This window comes from Enterobacter cloacae complex sp. P14RS (assembly GCF_014895895.1).
In the GTDB taxonomy this organism is placed as follows: domain Bacteria; phylum Pseudomonadota; class Gammaproteobacteria; order Enterobacterales; family Enterobacteriaceae; genus Enterobacter; species Enterobacter bugandensis.
Map to the genome: position 1 here is coordinate 113,536 of NZ_JADBQM010000025.1, position 20,793 is coordinate 134,328.

12 protein-coding genes and 1 other RNA gene are annotated in these 20,793 nt (G+C 59.7%); 4 read left to right on the top strand and 9 right to left on the bottom strand.

All coding sequences use genetic code 11. The annotated features are described in order from the left end of the window. Positions 1-62 precede the first annotated feature (62 nt). A non-coding RNA gene (locus IM295_RS20235) (RtT sRNA) lies at positions 63-180 on the top strand. A 5-nt stretch (positions 181-185) separates the two neighbouring features. Here the strand turns inward: IM295_RS20235 and IM295_RS20240 are convergent. After that, positions 186-629 (bottom strand): Lrp/AsnC family transcriptional regulator, encoded by a 444-nt coding sequence (locus tag IM295_RS20240; RefSeq protein WP_100170128.1) that lies wholly within the window; start codon positions 627-629, stop codon positions 186-188. Positions 630-736: 107 nt separating this feature from the next. Between IM295_RS20240 and IM295_RS20245 the strand changes: the two genes are divergently transcribed. Continuing rightward, complete coding sequence (locus tag IM295_RS20245; RefSeq protein ID WP_193067247.1) at positions 737-1,633, top strand: DMT family transporter; 897 nt, start codon at positions 737-739, stop codon at positions 1,631-1,633. On the opposite strand, the gene narI is transcribed toward IM295_RS20245, so the two are convergent. The 5 genes from narI to IM295_RS20270 form a co-directional block, all read right to left on the bottom strand. Next, positions 1,630-2,307, bottom strand: coding sequence for a respiratory nitrate reductase subunit gamma (gene narI, locus IM295_RS20250; protein WP_021240339.1), 678 nt, complete (start codon positions 2,305-2,307; stop codon positions 1,630-1,632). The two genes, IM295_RS20245 and narI, sit on opposite strands and share 4 nt — an antisense overlap. Then, positions 2,307-3,017: a nitrate reductase molybdenum cofactor assembly chaperone gene (narJ, locus tag IM295_RS20255; protein ID WP_193067248.1), complete on the bottom strand. Its 711-nt coding sequence runs from the start codon at positions 3,015-3,017 to the stop codon at positions 2,307-2,309. Before narJ ends, narI begins: the two co-directional genes overlap by 1 nt. Continuing rightward, positions 3,014-4,549 carry a nitrate reductase subunit beta gene (gene narH, locus IM295_RS20260; protein ID WP_028013444.1) on the bottom strand — a complete coding sequence of 512 codons (1,536 nt, stop codon included), beginning with the start codon at positions 4,547-4,549 and terminating at the stop codon, positions 3,014-3,016. Before narH ends, narJ begins: the two co-directional genes overlap by 4 nt. Beyond that, positions 4,546-8,289, bottom strand: a complete 3,744-nt coding sequence (locus IM295_RS20265) for a nitrate reductase subunit alpha (protein WP_126345830.1) — start codon at positions 8,287-8,289, stop codon at positions 4,546-4,548. The genes narH and IM295_RS20265 overlap by 4 nt, the downstream gene beginning before the upstream one ends. A 382-nt stretch (positions 8,290-8,671) precedes the next feature. Beyond that, entirely contained in the window at positions 8,672-10,069 is a 1,398-nt protein-coding gene (locus IM295_RS20270) for a NarK family nitrate/nitrite MFS transporter (protein ID WP_047364940.1), read from the bottom strand. A 309-nt stretch (positions 10,070-10,378) separates the two neighbouring features. Here IM295_RS20270 and narX point away from each other — a divergent pair, with 309 nt between their 5' ends. Together narX and narL are read left to right on the top strand one after the other, a co-directional pair. Next, complete coding sequence (gene narX / locus IM295_RS20275; RefSeq protein ID WP_032644884.1) at positions 10,379-12,175, top strand: nitrate/nitrite two-component system sensor histidine kinase NarX; 1,797 nt, start codon at positions 10,379-10,381, stop codon at positions 12,173-12,175. Beyond that, positions 12,168-12,818 (top strand): two-component system response regulator NarL, encoded by a 651-nt coding sequence (gene narL, locus IM295_RS20280; RefSeq protein WP_003856701.1) that lies wholly within the window; start codon positions 12,168-12,170, stop codon positions 12,816-12,818. Before narX ends, narL begins: the two co-directional genes overlap by 8 nt. A gap of 3 nt (positions 12,819-12,821) precedes the next feature. On the opposite strand, the gene IM295_RS20285 is transcribed toward narL, so the two are convergent. The 3 genes from IM295_RS20285 to nirB all read right to left on the bottom strand — a co-directional run bounded on the left by IM295_RS20285 (position 12,822) and on the right by nirB (position 20,785). After that, on the bottom strand, positions 12,822-14,228 hold the full coding sequence (locus tag IM295_RS20285; protein WP_047368715.1) for a YchO/YchP family invasin: 1,407 nt from the start codon (positions 14,226-14,228) through the stop codon (positions 12,822-12,824). 75 nt (positions 14,229-14,303) lie between these two features. Beyond that, positions 14,304-16,802: a nitrate reductase gene (locus IM295_RS20290; RefSeq protein ID WP_193067249.1), complete on the bottom strand. Its 2,499-nt coding sequence runs from the start codon at positions 16,800-16,802 to the stop codon at positions 14,304-14,306. Then, positions 16,799-20,785, bottom strand: a complete 3,987-nt coding sequence (gene nirB / locus IM295_RS20295) for a nitrite reductase large subunit NirB (RefSeq protein ID WP_193067250.1) — start codon at positions 20,783-20,785, stop codon at positions 16,799-16,801. Before nirB ends, IM295_RS20290 begins: the two co-directional genes overlap by 4 nt. Between the last annotated feature and the right edge of the window lie 8 nt (positions 20,786-20,793).

Below are 20,793 nucleotides of genomic sequence, written 5' to 3' on the forward strand. Positions count from 1 at the left end.
ATCCTTCCCCCACCACCATCACTTTCAAACGACACTTAACATTCTGCTCGCACCGTGCATCATGTATTTCCGTAAGGGGAAGGATGAGAAGCTTCGACTAAGGTTCGATTCGAGCGCAGCGAGAAAGCGTTGCCGCAGGCAACGACCCGAAGGGCGAGGCGCAGCCGCCACCCGGCGACAGACGACTACATTGGCGGCAAACGACGCTTCACTGGCGAACTTTTCACAATCGACGTATTACATTGGGCATGCTCCGCCAGCCCGTCCAGCAGCGCATCCAGTTGTTCTATCGATCGCACCACCAGCCTAATCACAAAGCAGTCTTCCCCGGTCACCTTGTCGCTCTCAATACACTCCGGCATCGCCTGAATATACTTATCCACCTTATGCAACAGCCCCGGTAAGGGGCGAACCCGTACCAGCGCCTGCAGCGTATACCCCAGCGCCGCGAGATTCACCCGTGCGCCATACCCCTGAATCACGCCCCGCTCTTCCAGCCGCTTCAGACGCTCTGCCGTGCTGGGTGAGGTCAGGCCGATGCGGCCGCTGAGCACCTTCAACGACATGCGCGCATCCTCAACCAGGCAGGTTAAAATTTGCCGATCGATATCATCAATAAGGTATTCCACTCGTTTCACCTAATTTAAAAATGCAGTTAACACCTTCAACCTTATCTCACCCCTGTAAAACCCAACAGCGATTTCCGACAATAGCGTTATTAATCAGGAGGTGAATAATGCGTGATTTACATAAAGGCGTCTGGCAGATGAGTCTGGCGATGTTAATTTCCGGCTCTATCGGCGCGTTTGTTTTGCTCAGCGGTCTGCCGGTGACGGAAGTGGTGTTCTGGCGCTGCCTTATTGGGGCAATAGCGCTTTTCATTTTTATCCGGGTAAGTCAAAAGCCCTTTAGCCCCCTCACCCGCACCACGCTGCTGCTGGCGATTCTCGGCGGTGTGGCATTAGTGGTGAACTGGCTGCTGCTCTTCGCAGCCTATGAGCGGATCTCTATTGGTCTTTCGACCGTGGTCTATAACACTCAGCCGTTTATGCTGGTCCTGATGGGGATGTTTTTAGGCGAGCGCGTCAGCGTGGTGAAATGGGGCTGGCTGTTCCTCGCCTTCGGCGGCGTGGTGATACTGCTCTCCAGCGAGCTGACCGGCACCCACGACACTAAATGGCTGGCGGGTATTGGTCTGGCAATGGCCGCGGCCTTCTTCTACGCGCTGACGGCAATCATTGCGCGCAAACTGAAAACAATCGCACCGCAGCATATTGCCTTTATTCAGGTGCTGACGGGCGTCGTGATGCTTCTGCCGTTTGCCAGCCGGCCGTCATTTTCCGGTGATTTTCCCTGGCCGATCCTGCTGACGCTCGGCATCGTCCATACCGGCATTATGTACCAGCTGCTCTACAGCGCGATTCAGAAGCTACCTACCCCCATTACCGGCTCCCTGTCGTTTATCTATCCGGTGGTGGCGATCGTTGTCGATAACCTGGTATTCGGACACTCGCTGAACCTGACGCAGCTGGCGGGCGGCGCGCTGATCCTGTTTGCTGCAGCGGGCAACAACCTGGGCTGGGGCGAAAAAAAACCCCGCGAATGCGGGGTTGGTATCAAGACGCTGAATTAGCGACGGGCACGCACAATCTGGTATTTGCGCGTCAGGTACTCAACCGGCGCGCTCCAGATGTGCACCAGACGGGAGAACGGGAACAGCACAAACAGCGTCATCCCCAGCACAAGGTGAACGCGGAAGATAAACGCCACGCCGTCCAGGTGCTCAGACGCTCCGCCGTGGAAGGTCACGACGGACTGCGCCCACCCCACCAGCTTCATCATTTCACTGCCGTCCATATGCTGCGCAGAGAATGGAATAGTCAGCAGACCCAGCGCGCACTGCACCATCAGCAGGGAGAGGATCAGGATGTCCGCTGCAGTGGTGGTTGCACGCACGCGCGGGCTGAACAGACGCCGTTTCAGCAGCAGCAGGCCACCCACCAGGGTCATCACACCGCAGGCACCGCCGGCGATCATCGCCATCTTCTGCTTCACTTCAATCGGCAGCCACGCTTCGTACATCCAGTGCGGCGTCAGCATCCCAAGGAAGTGACCGGCAAAAATCCCCAAAATACCGATGTGGAACAGGTTAGACGCGACGTGCATCCCTTTGCGATCCAGCATCTGGCTGGAGGCAGCACGCCAGGTGTACTGGCCGTAGTCATAGCGCAGCCAGCTTCCCACCAGGAATACGGTGCCCGCGATATACGGGTAAATGTCAAAGAAGAACATATTCAGGAAGTGCATTAGTGCCGTCCTCCGTTAGAGATATTCAAATATTGCGGGGCAACCGCGCCGGCAAAACGACGCTGGTGAGCGGAGATTTCAGACTCGCCGCAGTTCTGGTCAGCAAAGAATTTCACCTGCTCTTCTTCCCAGACCGCATCCAGCGCTTGCGGGGTATCATCCCGGGCTTCATCCGCGATTTTTTCCGCCACTTTTTCGCTGTCGACCGAGGCGTTCGCCAGCTTCACCAGCAGATCGAACAGCACCGCATAGCGGCTCTCACGCTGCTGAAGACGCGCGCCGAGCAGCGCAAGAATCGGGGCGATATCCTGCAGACCACCCAGCGCCTCTTCTTTCGGCAGCTGCGCCAGATACTCCAGGTACAGCGGCAGGTGGTCCGGCAGCTCGCGGCTGTCGAGCTGCAGGCCGTGCTGCTCGTACTGGGCCATCAGGTCCACCATCGCCTGACCGCGGTCGCGGGATTCACCGTGAACGTGCTCAAACAGCAGCAGAGACGTCGCACGACCACGGTCAAACAGCTGGCTGTAGTCCGCCTGCACGTCGAGCAGATCGCGCGCCAGCAGATCGCGGAGGAAAACGCCCAGCTTCTGGGCATCCTCTTTATCCAGGTTTTCAGATGACGCGAGTGCATCAAAGAGTTCCTGTTGATGCTGCGCAAGCGCAGCATCAGGGTACTCGAGCAGACGCGAAACAATGACGAGTTCAATCATTGGTGCGGCTCCGTTTTGCTGGTCACATCCATGGCGTCGATGCGGCGGCTGTTGAACAGGTTGAATTTACTGTCTGACCCGTGGCAACCGTCGCCAAAGGTGAAGCCACACCCGCTTTTCTCCGGGAAGGCCTCGCGGGCCAGCTCGCGGTGGCTGCTTGGCACCACGAAACGGTCTTCGTAGTTAGCAATCGCCAGGTAGCGGTACATCTCCTGCGCCTGCGCTTCGGTCAGGCCGACCTCTTCCAGCGCGCGGGTATCGTTCACGCCGTCAACGGTTTCCGCACGTTTGAAGTGGCGCATCGCCAGCATACGTTTCAGCGCCAGCAGTACTGGCTGGGTATCCCCTGCTGTCAGCAGGTTTGCCAGATACTGAACCGGGATACGCAGGCTTTCCACGTCCGGCAGAATACCGTTGCTGCCCAGCTCGCCCGCGTCCGCCGCAGACTGAATCGGAGACAGCGGCGGCACGTACCAGACCATCGGCAGGGTGCGGTATTCCGGGTGCAGCGGCAGAGCCAGCTTCCAGTCCATCGCCATTTTGTACACCGGCGACTGCTGCGCGGCGTCAATCACGCTCTGTGGAATGCCGTCTTTCAGCGCCTGCTCAATCACCTTCGGATCGTTCGGATCGAGGAAGACGTCCAGTTGACGCTGATAGAGATCTTTCTCATTCTCGGTGCTTGCGGCATTCTCAATCGCGTCCGCGTCGTACAGCAGCACGCCGAGGTAACGAATACGACCTACGCAGCTCTCGGAGCAGACGGTCGGCATACCGGCTTCGATACGCGGGTAGCAGAAGATGCACTTCTCAGACTTACCGCTCTTCCAGTTGAAGTAGATTTTTTTGTACGGACAGCCGGTGATGCACATGCGCCAGCCGCGACACTTGTCCTGGTCGATCAGCACGATGCCGTCTTCTTCACGCTTGTAGATGGCACCGCTCGGGCAGGTCGCGACGCACGCCGGGTTCAGGCAGTGTTCGCACAGGCGCGGCAGATACATCATGAAGGTGTTTTCGAACTGGCCGTACATCGCCTTCTGCATGTTCTCGAAGTTCTGGTCTTTGGCGCGCTTTTCGAACTCGCCGCCCAGAATTTCTTCCCAGTTTGGACCGCTGGTAATTTTGTCCATGCGCTGACCAGTGATCAGCGAGCGAGGGCGGGCGATCGGCTGGTGTTTGCTTTCCGGCGCGTTGTGCAGGTTCTGGTAGTCGTAATCAAACGGCTCGTAATAATCCTCAATCCCCGGCAGGTGCGGGTTAGCGAAGATTTTACCCAGCAGCATTGCGCGGTTACCCATGCGCGGCTGCAGCTTGCCGTTGATTTTGCGGATCCAGCCGCCCTTCCACTTCTCCTGGTTTTCCCAGTCGGTCGGGAAGCCGGTGCCCGGCTTACTTTCCACGTTGTTGAACCAGGCGTACTCCATACCTTCGCGGCTGGTCCAGACGTTTTTACAGGTCACTGAACAGGTGTGGCAGCCGATGCACTTATCCAGATTCAGCACCATGCCGACTTGTGAACGAATTTTCATTTTACGCTCTCCTGTACCTGGTCATTACCTTCGCCGTCTAACCAGTTAATATTCTTCATCTTACGTACCACCACGAACTCATCGCGGTTCGATCCTACGGTGCCGTAGTAGTTAAAGCCGTAGGCCAGCTGCGCATAGCCACCGATCATGTGGGTCGGCTTCGGCGTAATACGGGTCACGGAGTTGTGAATACCGCCGCGCTGCTCGGTGATCTCTGAACCCGGCAGGTTCACGATACGTTCCTGCGCGTGGTACATCATGGTCATCCCGGCCGGCACGCGCTGGCTCACCACCGCACGCGCCGTCAGGGCGCCGTTGCTGTTGAACACTTCAATCCAGTCGTTATCTTCGATACCCAGATCTTTGGCGTCCGCTTCGCTCATCCAGACAATCGGACCACCGCGCGACAGGGTCAGCATCAGCAGGTTGTCGCTGTAGGTGGAGTGGATACCCCACTTCTGGTGCGGCGTCAGGAAGTTCAGCGCCTTCTCAGGGTTACCGTTCGATTTCGCGCCCATCACCGCTTTCACGGAGCGGGTGTCGATTGGCGGACGGTACACCAGCAGGCTTTCACCGAAGTCGCGCATCCACTGGTGGTCCTGATACAGTGACTGACGACCAGAAAGCGTGCGCCATGGGATCAGCTCGTGAACGTTGGTATAACCAGCGTTATAGGACACATGCTCATCTTCCAGACCAGACCAGGTCGGGCTGGAGATAATCTTGCGCGGCTGGGCCTGGATATCGCGGAAGCGGATTTTCTCTTCCTCTTTATTCTTCGCCAGATGCGTGTGGTCGCGACCGGTAAATTCACTCAGGGCCGCCCACGCTTTCACCGCCACGTGGCCGTTGGTTTCCGGTGCCAGAGTCAGGATCATCTCCGCCGCATCAATTGCCGTGTTGAGCATTGGCTGGCCTTTGGCCGGGCCGTCCGCTTTGGTGTAATTGAGCTTGCGCAGCAGGTCCATTTCGCTCTGGGTGTTCCAGGCGATGCCTTTGCCGCCGTTACCGATTTTCTCCATCAGCGGGCCGATGGAGGTAAAGCGCTCGTAGGTTGCCGGGTAATCACGTTCAACCGGAATGATGTGCGGCGCGGTCACGCCCGGGATCAGGTCGCATTCGCCTTTTTTCCAGTCCTTCACGTCAAGCGGCTGCGCCAGTTCGGCAGCGGAGTCGTGCTGGATTGGCAGCGTCACCACGTCGGTCTCTTTGCCCAGGTGACCTACGCAGACTTCGGAGAATTTCTTCGCGATGTCTTTGTAGATATCCCAGTCGCTTTTCGATTCCCACGCCGGGTCAACGGCCGCAGACAGCGGATGAATAAACGGATGCATGTCCGAGGTATTCATGTCGTCTTTTTCGTACCAGGTGGCGGTTGGCAGCACGATATCGGAGTACAGGCAGGTGCTGGACAGACGGAAGTCCAGCGTCACCACCAGATCCAGCTTGCCGTCCAGACCGTTGTCTTTCCATTCCACTTCTTCTGGCTTCACGCCGCCCTGCTTGCCGAGATCTTTACCCTGAATACCGTTCTCGGTGCCCAGCAGGTATTTCAGCATGTACTCGTGGCCTTTACCGGACGAGCCCAGCAGGTTGGAGCGCCAGATGAACAGGTTGCGCGGATGGTTTTTGCCGTTCTCAGGCTGTTCTGCCGCGAAGCGGATGGAGCCTTCCTTGAGCGATTTCACGGTGTAATCCACCGGCGACATCCCCGCTTGCTTCGCCTCTTGTGCAATGCGCAGCGGGTTAGTGCCCAGTTGCGGCGCAGACGGCAGCCAGCCCATGCGTTCAGCGCGCACGTTGAAATCAATCAGGTGGCCGCTGTAGCGGGATTTATCCGCCATCGGCGACAGCAGTTCCTGCGCGGTAACCGTCTCGTAGCGCCACTGGCTGGAGTGGTTATAGAAGTAGGAGGTGCTGTTCATGTGACGTGCCGGACGCTGCCAGTCAAGGGCAAACGCCAGCGGCTGCCAGCCGGTCTGCGGACGCAGTTTTTCCTGGCCCACGTAGTGCGCCCAGCCGCCGCCGCTCTGCCCGACGCAGCCGCAGAAGATCAGCATGTTGATCAGGCCGCGATAGTTCATATCGAGGTGATACCAGTGGTTCAGACCGGCACCCACGATGATCATCGAGCGACCGTGGGTCTTGTCGGCGTTTTCCGCAAACTCGCGGGCGATACGAACGATCTGCGCGCGCGGTACTCCGGTGATCTGCTCCGCCCAGGCCGGGGTATAGGCCTTCACGTCGTCATAGCTGGTTGCGCAGTTTTCGTCGTTCAGACCGCGCTCCAGGCCGTAGTTCGCCATGGTCAGGTCATAGACGGTGGTGACCAGCGCGGTAGAACCGTCGGCCAGCTGCAGGCGCTTAACCGGCAGCTTGTGCATCAGCACGTTTTTCAGTTCAACCTTGTTGAAGTGCTCGGAACCTTCACCGCCAAAGTACGGGAAGCCAACCTCGGCGATCTCGTCCTGGCTGCCCAGCATGCTGAGGCGCAGCTCCGTCTCTTCACCGGTGGTGCTGTTGCGCTGCTCAAGGTTCCACTTGCCCTTCTCGCCCCAGCGGAAGCCGATAGAGCCGTTTGGCGCCACCAGCTCGCCGTTGCTGTTATAGGCAACGGTTTTCCACTCAGGGTTGTTTTCCTGGCCCAGCGCGTCCACCAGATCGGCGGCGCGCAGCGTGCGGCCCGCGGCATAGTAGCCCTCACGCTCTTCCAGCATCACCAGCATCGGCATGTCGGTGTAGCGACGCACGTAGTCGGTGAAGTACTGGCTCGGTTTGTCGAGGTGGAATTCGCGCAGCATGACGTGGCCCATCGCCATCGCCATCGCGGCATCGGTACCCTGTTTCGGTGCCAGCCACAGGTCGCACAGCTTGGCGATTTCCGCGTAGTCCGGGGTGACCGCAACGGTTTTGGTCCCTTTGTAGCGGACTTCGGTAAAGAAGTGCGCGTCCGGGGTACGGGTCTGCGGAACGTTAGATCCCCAGGCGATAATGTAGCTGGAGTTGTACCAGTCGGCGGATTCCGGCACGTCGGTCTGCTCACCCCAGGTCTGCGGAGAGGCAGGCGGCAGGTCACAGTACCAGTCGTAGAAGCTCAGGCAGGTCCCGCCGATAAGCGACAGGTAGCGCGCGCCGGAAGCGTAAGAGACCATCGACATCGCCGGGATTGGCGAGAAGCCCGCCACGCGGTCAGGACCGTAGGTTTTTACGGTATAGACGTTAGAGGCGGCAATCAGCTCGTTCACCTCTTTCCAGGAAGAACGAACGAAACCACCGCGACCGCGCGCCTGCTTGAAGCTTTTCGCTTTGTCGGCATCTTCAATGATAGAGGCCCACGCATCAACCGGGTCGCTGTGCTGCACTTTCGCTTCACGCCACATTTTCATCAGGCGTTTGCGCATCAGCGGATATTTCAGACGGTTGGCGCTGTAGAGATACCAAGAGTAGCTGGCCCCGCGCGGGCAGCCGCGCGGTTCATGGTTCGGCATATCCGGACGGGTGCGCGGATAGTCGGTCTGCTGCATTTCCCAGGTCACCAGACCGTTTTTAACGAAAATCTTCCAGCTACATGAGCCAGTGCAGTTTACGCCGTGGGTAGACCGGACGACTTTGTCATGCTGCCAGCGCTGGCGGTAACCGTCTTCCCAGTCCCGGTTGGTATCCAGAACCTGGCCGTGCCCATCGGCAAAAGTTTCACCCTTCTGTTTGAAGTAGCGAAACCGGTCCAAAAATTTGCTCATCGGGTATCTCCTGTATGGAGCCTGTGGCTCTCTAAATCGACATTGCTGATTTGCAGCGAAGGTAACGCCCTGAAAGAGGGGGAGAATTGATAACGATCAAGACGAAGAGGGACTGTAAAAGGAGGGGTTAGACCAAATACCACCAAAGCGGTATATTTTTAAAACGAATAAATGAATGATTTATAAAGATATTTATCATTCATCGTACAATAACCCCGGCAAAATTTAACATCTCAGGTATTAAGGGGTAGACATCCCTGCAAAGCGATGGCGATCACGGTGTTACCCGCAGATGACTGCTGTAAAAGCTTTCAGTATGTTGTAACTATTATTCAGTCGAAAAAAAACGCGGCCCGAAGGCCACGTTAACGGATAATCACACTTACTTGTTTTTCTTGGTATTACGGCCATATACCAGCCACGTAATCACGACGCAGGCGATATAGAAGACGAGGAAGACTTTCATGGCGCCAGCCGGAGAGCCGGTCAGGTCAAGCGAGATGCCGAACGCTTTCGGAATAAAGAAGCCGCCAATTGCGCCAATAGCCGAGATAAAGCCCAGGGCCGCAGCCGTATCCGTCGCCGCTTCACGCATGGCCTGCTCTTCGCTTCCGCCCTGCGCTTTCACGCGATCCATCGTCAGCTTGCGGAAGATCACGGAGATCATCTGGAAGGTAGAAGCACTCCCCAACCCGGCCGTCAGGAACAGCACCATAAACACGCCGAAGAAGGCAAAGAAGTTACCGCCCTGCCCGTCAGAAGGCAGCGTCAGGAACAGCAGCGCGCAGAAGACTGCCATCACAATAAAGTTCACCAGCGTAACGCGAGTCCCGCCCAGACGGTCGGAGATCATGCCGCCCAGCGAACGTGCCAGTGCGCCAATGAACGGACCGAAGAAGGCGAATTGCAGGATCTGCACGTCCGGGAACTGGGTTTTCGACAGCATGGCAAAGCCCGCTGAGAAGCCGATAAACGAACCGAAGGTAGCCAGATACAGCAGCGCCATCACCCAGAGGTGTCCACGCTTCAGCACCGGAAGCTGCTCGCTCAGGGATGCTTTCGACGCGCTCAGATCGTTCATAAAGAACCACGCAGCGAGGGTGAACACCACCAGGAACGGAACCCAAATCCAGGCCGCGTTCTGCAGGTAGAGGGAAGAACCATCCGCCTGCTCAACGCCGCCGCCACCGAAGGCGGCAAAAATAGAAACAGAGATCGCCAGCGGCGCAATCAACTGCATCACGCTTACGCCCATGTTGCCCAGACCGCCGTTAATACCCAGCGCGCCGCCCTGCTTCGCTTTCGGGAAGAAGAAGCTGATGTTCGCCATGCTGGAGGCGAAGTTAGCGCCGGCGAAACCGCACAGCAGGGAGATAATCACGAACACGCTGAACGGCGTGGAGGTATCCTGCACCGCGAAGCCTAGCCACACGCAAGGGACGATCATGATGCCCGTACTGAACGCCGTCCAGCGACGTCCACCGAATACCGGGACCATAAACGCGTAAGGGACACGCAGCAGCGCGCCAGACAGCGACGGCAATGCGGTAAGCATAAACAGCTGATCGGTCGTGAACGTAAACCCTACTTTCGGCAGGTTTACCGCGACCGCGCTAAACAACATCCATACGCAAAACGCTAAAAGCAGACACGGAACGGAAATCCACAGATTCCGGCTTGCTACACGATGGCCGCGCTGTTGCCAGAACGCCGGATCCTCTGGACGCCAGTCTGTAATAACGGCACCATTTTCCCTTTCGGGAGCGGATGAGTGACTCATAGACACCTCTGATTCTCGAATGATGCTGCAAACATTAGGGTTTTAGGGCGGCGGTAAGTTGATATAAATCAAAGGAAAAGTGCGGGGATTTGCGGCGCAAAAAAAGGGGTTATCCTTAGTGAGTAGGATAATTCGGTAAAAAAGACGTGGTTTTTCACTGCACTGAAGGTTCCTTGCTACCACCGCTTCTTCACCTATACTCCGTTGGCAATTTAGAGGTAATCCTTTATTGGTATGGGTATACTCCAGGGTATGCACCAGAATAGCGCCATTCCTGCAAGCAGGCCACGTCAGGAGCCCGGCAACTCTATGTTAAAAAGATGTTTATCACCGCTGACTCTCGTCAATCAGCTAGCCCTGATTGTTTTGCTGTCTACCGCCCTGGGCGTGGCCGGCATGGCGATTTCCGGCTGGCTGGTACAAGGGGTACAGGGTAATGCACATGCCATCAACGAGGCAGGTTCTCTACGCATGCAGAGTTATCGTCTGCTGGCGTCGGTCCCCCTGACGCAGGACGATCGGCCCTTAATTGATGAAATGGAGCGCACGGCCTTCAGCCCCGAACTGGAAAACGCCGCCATCCGCGCCGGCCAGCAGTCCCAGCTTAAAGCCCTGCAGGGCTACTGGCACACCCAGCTGGAACCCGGTCTGAAACAGGCGCGCAGCACCGAAACCGTTGCGCAGGACGTAGCGGGTTTCGTCTCCCGCATTGACGCGCTGGTCTCCTCTTTCGACCAAACCACCGAATTACGCATCGACCGGGTGGTAATGGTACACCGTGCCATGGCGCTGTTTATGGGCCTGCTGCTGATCTTCACCATTATCTGGCTCCGGGCGCGGCTGCTGAATCCCTGGAAACAGCTGCTGGCGATGGCGCGCGCCGTAACGAACAGAGATTTTACCCAGCGCACGCACATCAGCGGGCGCAACGAGATGGCCATGCTCGGCCAGGCGCTGAACACCATGTCGGCGGAGCTCTCCGAAAGCTACGCGGTGCTGGAGCAGCGCGTGCAGGAAAAAACCGCCGGGCTGGAGCAGAAAAATGAGATCCTCTCCTTCCTGTGGCAAGCCAACCGTCGGCTGCACATGCAGGTGCCGCTATGTGAACGCCTTTCGCCGGTGCTGAACGGCCTGCAAAATCTGACCCTGCTGCATGACCTGGAGCTGCGGGTTTACGATGTGGAAGATGAAGATAATCATCAGGAGTTTACCTGTCAGTCCGACATGTCCTGCGATGATAAAGGCTGTCACCTGTGCCCGCGCGGCCTGCCGCTGCAGGCTTCTGGCGGCACTACCCTGAAGTGGCGGCTGACGGACAGCCACACCCAGTACGGTATTCTGCTGGCCACCCTGCCAGCCGGACGTCATCTGAGCCACGACCAGCAGCAGCTGGTGGACACCCTGGTTGAACAGCTAACGGCCACGCTGGCGCTCGACAGGCACCAGGAAAAACAGCAGCAGCTGATCGTCATGGAAGAGCGCGCGACCATCGCCCGCGAGCTCCACGACTCTATCGCCCAGTCGCTCTCCTGTATGAAAATGCAGGTGAGCTGCCTGCAGATGCAGGACGCGGAAATGCCGGAAAGCAACAAACAGTTGCTGAGCCAGATCCGCAACGAGCTGAACACCTCCTGGGTACAGCTGCGCGAGCTGCTGACCACCTTCCGCCTGCAGCTGACCGAGCCGGGGCTGCGCCCGGCGCTGGAATCCAGCTGCCAGGAATTTAGCGCCCGGCTCGGCTTCCCGGTGAAGCTGGATTACCAGCTGCCGCCGCGGTTTGTCCCTTCCCATCAGGCGATTCATCTGCTGCAGATCGCCCGCGAAGCGCTGAGCAACGTGCTCAAACACGCTGAAGCGACGGCGGTTACGGTTACCGTCAGCCAGCACGCTAATCAGGTCAGGCTGACGGTTCACGACAACGGTCGCGGCGTGCCGGAAAATGCCGAACGCACTAACCACTATGGTTTAATCATTATGCGAGACCGCGCCCAAAGCCTGCGCGGTGATTGCCAGGTTCGACGGAGAGAGACGGGTGGCACGGAAGTTGTGGTCACCTTTATTCCCGAAAAACCGCTTACAACTGCTCAAGGAGAAACCCATGACTAATCAGGAACCGGCATCCATCCTGTTGATCGACGACCATCCGATGCTGCGTACTGGCGTAAAACAGCTGGTCAGCATGGCACCCGACATTACCGTGGTTGGCGAAGCCAGCAACGGTGAACAGGGTATTGAGCTGGCCGAATCCCTCGATCCGGATCTGATCCTGCTCGATCTCAACATGCCCGGCATGAACGGTCTGGAAACCCTCGACAAGTTGCGCGAGAAATCCCTTTCCGGTCGCGTGGTGGTCTTTAGCGTCTCCAACCACGAAGAGGATGTGGTCACGGCGCTGAAGCGCGGCGCGGATGGCTATCTGCTGAAGGATATGGAGCCAGAAGACCTGCTGAAGGCGCTGCAGCAGGCCGCCGCAGGCGAGATGGTGCTGAGCGAGGCCCTGACGCCGGTGCTGGCCGCCAGCCTGCGGGCGAACCGCGCCACCTCTGACCGCGACGTCAGCCAGTTAACGCCGCGCGAGCGCGATATTCTTAAGCTGATTGCCCAGGGCCTGCCGAACAAAATGATCGCCCGCCGCCTGGATATCACCGAAAGCACGGTTAAAGTGCACGTGAAGCATATGCTCAAGAAAATGAAGCTAAAATCCCGCGTTGAAGCCGCGGTGTGGGTCCATCAGGAACGTATTTTTTAAGCATTACTCATCCGGCAGCAGCTTCCAGCGCGGGTCGTCGTCAGGTAATGCGACCAGCGGCTGCACCACAGCGAGCGTGATCTCATTGGATGAGACGCGCTGGCCCTTCGCATCTTCCACCACCGCCGAGAGATGCCAGCGGTTTGTCGCCCCTTCAGCGTCATTCCAGGCAGGCATGATCACGCTCCAGCCGTCGGTGCTGTCACTTTTCCCCGGGGACGTCAGGCTCAATGCCTGGGTATCACCCTGCCAGTGGATCTGACGAATACCGTGAGTGCTGCGAACCTGCAGCTTCAGCATGACGGTTTCGCCTCCTTTGAGATCCCACGGCGGGGTTGCCAGCCAGACGGAGAGCGTTTTACGCTGGCGGAACTCCATCACCGGCAGGCTGTTACGCTCCGGCGAGTCATAGCGGCTTCCGCGCAGGGATCGCGTGGCCGCGACCTCTCCGGCGGAGAGCTGCTTAACCAGCGGCACGCCGAAGCGATAGTTGAGCTTCAGCCCGAGGTTATTCTGGCTCTCTCCGCTTTCGCCCTGCTTATGCCCGGCGGTTAGCGTCACCAGCGGCACGGGGGTATAGTTAAGCCCGAGATTGACCGCCACCGGGTTGTGATACCCGGTTCCGCTGTTGAAGAGGTCAACGTTGTCGCCAAAATATTGCTCAAAGCTGACGCTGGTGTTCAGGTGATGAAACCACGGCAGCCAGGCTTTGGCGGTCACGTCATATCCCCGCGCCATGCGCTGCTCCTGGACGTCAGAGCTGTCGCGCCAGCCGGCAAAAGGCTGATAATAGTTAGCCGACAGGCGCAGATTTTCTCCCCACACCTCCGCTCCCAGCCCGGCACGCTGCAGGTTCTCATCCAGCAGGTTGTCGTAAAAGGTGTTGTAACCCAGCAGCCAGTTTCCGGCCACCCAGCGCTGGCCGATTCCGGCGTTACTGACCAGGCCATCCGTCTGCTGCGTCAGGCCGAGCTGGCTCCAGCTCAGGTAACGGTTGTTATCGTTCCAGGGGATAAACCAGCTCCCGCTGCTGCCGTTGAATTTCCCGTCGTTATCCACCAGCAAATTGACGCTGGCGTTCCCCCAGGGCGACAGCCAGGATTCAATCTGCTGGTTCACCTCGCCGCTCACCGCGTCGCGCACCTGACCAAAGGCAAACTGCCGCGCCTGCTCGCCCGTAGTCAGGCCGTTGTCGGTCATACTGGCTTCACCAAAGGCTTTCGCCATTTCGGCGAGATGCTTTTCCCCCTCCCCGGTGGGGGCTGCCATACCGAGATCGGGGAGATTATCCCCGTTATTATCAAAGGGGTTTTGTGCCTGCTGGATAAAGGAATTCGGCGCACCGTGAACGGCTCCGGCAGTAACAAGGGAGAGTAAAACCAGCGTTCGGAAAGGGGGAGAAACAGTCATCAATGTCGTAAGAATTACCCGGTGCTTACGTAAGAACACCAGGTACCTTAACGTGATTTCTCCCTCTTTGCAGCTTTACGGGGAATTTTCCGGAATTTCCTGAAACATTGTTTTGAGCTCAGGCACGCACGAACCGCAGTTCGTGCCGCACCGTAGCGTCGCCCCCAGCGCGGTAACGGAACCGCAGCCTCCGGCAATCGCCTCCCGTATCGCGTTTTCTCCAACGCTGAAACAGCTGCAGATGATGCGCCCCGGATCTGTAACCTTCCCCACGCCCTGCCCGTTCAGCAGCGCATGGCGCTCAGCGGGCGTCGAGGGTGGTGACTGAAAAGCGGCTTCTATCACCGGGTGCGCCAGATCGGGCAAGGCGGTGCCTTCCCAAAAACCCAGCATCAGATGGCCGTTATGCCAGGCCAGCACGCTGCTGCGTTCCCCGGTTTGCGCAACCTGCAGCTGCCAGCCCCGGCCGCTGGCATAGTCCATGACCCACGACAGCAGCGGCTTTTCACCCGCTATCGTCATTCGCGAGGCTTTACGCCACCAGTGAGCCGAAGAGGGGATTTCCGGCCATTCCCGGGCATAGAGCTCCCCCTGCCAGGCGGGCTGCCAGGGCATGATTCTGACGGCGGTTTGCTTACTCTCCGGCTGGCCGGAAGCCGGATCGATGCGCCCTTCCACCAGCGCGTTAACCTTTCCCTGGCGGGCAAACTCAGCGTTCCAGTGCATAGGAGCAAACGCTTCGCCTTCCCGTATTCCCTCGTTGATTCGTACTCTGGCCACCATCACGCCTCGCGGCGAGCCGATCCGCGCCAGCTGGCCGTCGCACAGTGAAAACCGAATGGCGTCTGCGGCGCAGACCTCAACAAACGGCTCCGCGATATGCTGCATCAGCCGGGGCACATATCCCGTACGGGTCATGGTGTGCCACTGGTCGCGGATACGGCCAGTGTTGAGGATCGCCGGGTATAGCGCGGTAGCCGTCGCGCCGTGCGGCAGCGGATCGACAGGCACTACGTTTCGACGCGGTAAATTTCCCGTCGGCCACTGGTACGGCTCAAGCGTCTCCCACGCTTCACGGGTTAACCCCGCCAGTTCCTGAAGGTTCAACGCCCGCGCACCGTCATTTTCAAACGCCGTCAGCGCCGCATGTTCGCAAAAAATCTCCTGCGGATGTTGCCAGGCAAAGGCCTCGCCGTAGCCCAGCCGTTTTGCAATCTGAGCCACGATCCACCAGTCCGGCTTCGCCTCACCCGGCGCGGGCAGAAACGCGCGCTGGCGCGAAATGCGCCGCTCGGAATTGGTCACCGTGCCGTCCTTTTCCCCCCAGCCCAGCGCCGGAAAACGGATATGGGCGAACCGGCTGGTGTCGGTATCTTTCATCACCTCAGAGACAATCACCAGCGGACAGGCCGCCAGCGCCTGACACACCGCGTGGCTGTCCGGCAGCGATACGGCAGGATTGGTGCCCATGATCCACACCGCCTTCACCTCGCCGCGGGCGATGGCGTCAAACAGTTCCACCGCCATCAACCCAGGCGTCTGTGCCAGCCGTTCCGTTCCCCAGAAACGCGCCACCCGCGAAAGATCGTCCGGCTCGAAGCTCATATGCGCCGCCAGCTGGTTCGCCAGCCCGCCCACTTCCCGGCCGCCCATGGCGTTTGGCTGTCCGGTCAGCGAAAATGGGCCGCAGCCCGGACGGTTGAACTTCCCGCTGGCAAGATGCACGTTGATGATGGCGCTGCACTTGTCGCTGCCGCTGGAGGACTGGTTGATCCCCATGGTGTAGAGCGTAATGGCGCGAGGCACGGTAACAAACCAGTCGTAAAAGGTACCAATATCCTCTGCCGGAAGGTCGCAAAACGCCGCCACGCGGGCAATCGGCCACTCATCGGTGCCCTGGATCAGATTGAGCAACCCCACAAACAGCCCGGCGTCGCTGCCGGGTTTAAGCGCCAGATGCAGGTCGGCAATATCGCAGGTGGCTGTTTTACGCGGGTCAATCACCACCACCTTCATCTGTGGATTGATGTGCTTTGCCTGCACCAGACGCTGATAGAGCACCGGATGCGTCCAGGCCGCGTTCGAGCCGGCCAGCACCACCAGGTCGCTGTTTTCCACATCCTCGTAGCTGCACGGCACCACGTCTTCGCCAAAGGCGCACCTGTAGCCAACCACCGCCGAGGACATGCAGAGCCGGGAGTTGGTATCGATGTTCGCCGCGCCGATAAACCCTTTCATCAGTTTGTTTGCGGCATAGTAGTCCTCGGTTAACAGCTGGCCGGAGGCGTAAAACGCCACCGCCCGTGGCCCCCATGTGTCGATGATCTCCCGCAACCGCTCGCCCGCCGCGTTCAGCGCCTGGGACCAGTCCACCTCAAGTCCATCGACAACGGGGTACAGCAATCGCCCCTGCAAGCCCGTTGTCTCCCCCAGGGCCGATCCTTTCACGCACAGGCGGCCAAAGTTTGCAGGGTGGGTGTCGTCCCCCCGAACGCTGACCGCTCCATCCTCCACGCTGGCGATCACGCCGCAGCCGACCCCGCAGTAGGGGCACGTTGTCCTGGTTTCCGTCATGAGGCCTCCGCGCGCATCACCAGCTCTTCGTTGCCGACCCACACCTTGCCATTTTCAATTTTTACCGGCCAGGCGCGCACCGCGGGTTCGCCGCTCTCCACCTGACAGCCGTCGCGCAGGCGAATGCGCTGCTTGTATAGCGGAGAGACAACGACCGGCTCGCCCGCCGCATCGCCGAGAATGCCGCGTGACAGCACGTTCGCGCGGCTGCCCGGCTCCAGGTCGTCCAGGGCATAAACAGTTTGACCAAAGCGGAACAGCGCGATCGGTTTACGGCCAAGACGCGCGCCAATGCCCGCCTGCTCCGGAATATCGTCAATGCCGCAGATTTCCTGCCAGCGCTTGCTTTCGTCCGACGGCGCGACGTTCACCGCGGTGCGGAACAGCGCCAGGCGGTCAGGATCGTTGAGCGTGGTTTGCCATTCGCACTGGTACGTCTCGACTACCCGGGCCATCTCCTGCTCCAGCTCGTGGGCGATGCCCAGGCTGTCGTTGAGGATCACCTCACGCAGATAGTCGAGGCCGCCTTCCAGGTTGTCCATCCAGGTACTGGTGCGCTGCAGGCGATCCGCCGTGCGGATGTAGAACATCAGGAAACGGTCGACGGTGCGGATCAGCGTTTCGTCATCCAGATCGCTGGCGAAGAGATCTGCATGGCGAGGCTTCATCCCGCCGTTGCCGCACAGATAGAGGTTCCAGCCTTTGTCCGTGGCAATCACCCCCACGTCTTTGCTCTGCGCCTCCGCGCACTCGCGGGTGCAGCCGGAAACGGCCATTTTGATTTTGTGCGGGGCGCGCAGGCCCTTGTAGCGGTGCTCCAGCCTGACCGCGAGACCAGTGGAGTCCTGCACGCCGTAGCGGCACCAGGTCGACCCGACGCAGGATTTCACCGTGCGCAGGGATTTCCCGTAAGCGTGCCCGGTTTCAAACCCGGCCTCCACCAGCGCCTGCCAGATTTCCGGCAGCTGTTCCAGGGTGGCGCCAAACAGGTCGATACGCTGCCCGCCGGTGATTTTGCTGTACAGGCCGTAGCGTTTCGCAATCTGGCCGATGGCGATCAGCCCGTCGGCGGTCACTTCTCCTGCGGGCATGCGCGGCACGATGGAATACGTCCCGTCCTTCTGAATATTGGCGAAGTAGCGGTCGTTGGTGTCCTGCAATGGCAGATGCGCCGGTTTGAGCAGATACTCATTCCAGCAGGAGGCCAGCACTGACCCCACCAGCGGCTTACAGATCTCGCACCCGTGCCCCTGACCGTAGCGGCTGATAAGCTGGTCGAAGGTTCGGATATGGTTGACGCGCACCAGGTGATAAATTTCCTGGCGCGAGTACGGGAAGTGTTCGCAGATGTCCTTTTTCACCTCCACGCCCTGCTCGGCAAGCTGGAACTCCATCACCTGCTTCACCAGCGCGCTGCAGCCCCCGCAGCCGGTCGCCGCTTTGGTGCACTGCTTAACGGCGCCGATATCCGCTGCGCCCGCGCTCACCGCCCGGCAGATATCGCCTTTGCTGACGTTATGACACGAACAGATCTGCGCGCTTTCCGGCAGCGCCGCCACGCCCAGCGCTTTTGGCGCGCTGCCTGACAACGCAGGTAGTATCAGCGTTTCCGGCTCTTTCGGCAGGCTGATGCCGTTAAGCATCATCTGCACCAGCGTGGCGTATTCGCTGGCATCGCCCACCAGCACGCCGCCGAGCAGCGTTTGGCCGTCGTGGCTGACCACGATTTTCTTGTAGATTTGCTGCGGGCCGTGCGTCCACTGGTAGCTTAGCGCCCCCGGCGTGCGCCCGTGAGCATCGCCAAACGACGCCACGTCCACGCCGAGCAGCTTGAGCTTAGTGCTCATATCTGCCCCGGTGAAGGTTTTATCTTCGCCCGCGAGCACGGCGGCGGCCACGCGCGCCATCTGGTAGCCGGGCGCCACCAGGCCAAAGATTTTCCCCTCCCACAGGGCGCATTCACCGATGGCAAACACATTCGAATCGGAGGTCCGGCAGGCGTCATCAATGCAGATCCCGCCGCGCTCGCCAATAGCCAGCCCGCTGCTGCGCGCCAGCGCGTCCTGAGGACGAATACCGGCAGAGAAGACCACCATGTCCGTTTCCAGCTGTTCACCGTCGGCGAAGCGCAGCACCAGCCCGTCGTCCGTCGCAGCAATTTCCGTGGTGGCTTTACTGGTGTGAACGCCAACGCCCAGCGCCTCGATTTTCCTGCGCAGCATCGCCGCGCCGTCATTATCAAGCTGCACCGCCATCAGATTGGGCGCAAACTCCACCACGTGCGTTTCCAGCCCGAGTTGCTTGAGGGCATTCGCCGCCTCCAGCCCGAGCAGGCCGCCGCCAATCACCACGCCACGACGCGAGCCCGCCGCGTGGGCCGCTATGTTGTCCAGGTCGTCAAGGGTGCGGTAGACAAAGCAGCCCGGCAGATCGTTGCCCGGTACCGGCGGTACGAACGGGTATGAGCCGGTCGCCAGCACCAGCTTGTCCCAGTGGGTCTCATGCCCGCTGGGGGTACGCACCACGCGCGCGTCGCGATCGATAGCGACGATCTGCTGCGAGAGGCGCAGCTCAATGCCGTTATCGGAAAAGAACTCCCCCTCCACCAGCGAGAGCGACGCCGCGCTTCGGCCGCCAAAGTATTCCGACAGATGCACGCGGTCATAGGCGGCATAGCGCTCCTCACCAAAGACAACGATCTGATACTGCTGATGCAGATTGCGGTTAACGCAGTCTTCGAGAAAATGATGGCCGACCATACCGTGTCCAACCACCACCAGAGTAGGTTTTGTCATAGCGTTCTGTCCTGCAACCTGCGGTTGCGTAGTGAAACGATCGAACAGCCAGTCCGCGCGTGCGGGCGCAGCCGTTGCCAGTAAATCGGTAAATGTTGCCGCGCTGCGGCAGTCGCCCATCAGCAGCACGCCAGCCAGCGCACCCTGATGGATCAGTAACCGACGATAGTGACGGGTTAGCGGATCCCAGGAGCTCCAGACCACATCGCCCGCCTGCGCCGCCGCGCGCCCGAGGCTGAACAGCTCCACGCCCGTCACCTTGAGGCGCACGCCGTTGTCGGTGAGGGCAAACGGCGCGGCTGTGTCGCCCGCCAGCCGCGCGGCGAGAATATCCGCCTGCGTCATACAGGGGGCGACCAGGCCAAAGGTCTGGCCGTCAATTTCGCAGCACTCGCCAATGGCGTAGACGTCCGGTGCGGAGGTCCGCATCTGGCTATCCACCACGATGCCGCGCGCGCAGCGAACACCGCTGGCCTGCGCAAGCGCGACGTTGGGCTGCACGCCGGTCGCCAGCACCACGCGCGCGGCGGCGACGCGGCGTCCGTTGAGCAACGTCACGCTATTCCCGTTAATCGCCGCGATGCCGGAGGCGAGTTCAGAGCGCACGCCCCGCGCCGCCAGCGCCTCTTCAAGCAGTACGCCCGCCTGCTGGTCCAGCTGCTGCTCCATCAGCCACGGGCCGCGATGAACGAGCGTGACGTTGTCACCTGAACGAGCCAGCGCTGCCGCCGTCTCTACGCCGAGCACGCCGCCCCCCAGCACCACCGCCGGACCGGCTATCGCCTGAATGGCGCGGGTATCCTCCAGGGTACGGAACGTGAAGACGTGCGGCGCATCGCCCCCAGGAATCGGCGGCACAAACGGCGTTGACCCGGTGGCAAAGACCAGCGCATCCCAGCCCAGCGTGCGGGCGGTGGTTTGCACTTCCCGTGCGTCCACGTTCACGGCGAGTGCCTTTTCGCCCCGCAGCACCGTCACGCCGCGCTCCTGGTACCATTGGTCATCCTGAAGGCAGATGCCCGCAGCCGTTTTTTCCCCTCCCAGCACCGGCGAAAGCTGGATGCGGTTATAGGCATGCTCCGGCTCGTCACCGATGACGGTGATAGCGAACCGACCGGAAGCTCGCCCGGTGAGCGAAGCAATCAGCCGGGTTGCCGCCATGCCATTCCCGATAATGACCAGTCGCATCAACGCCC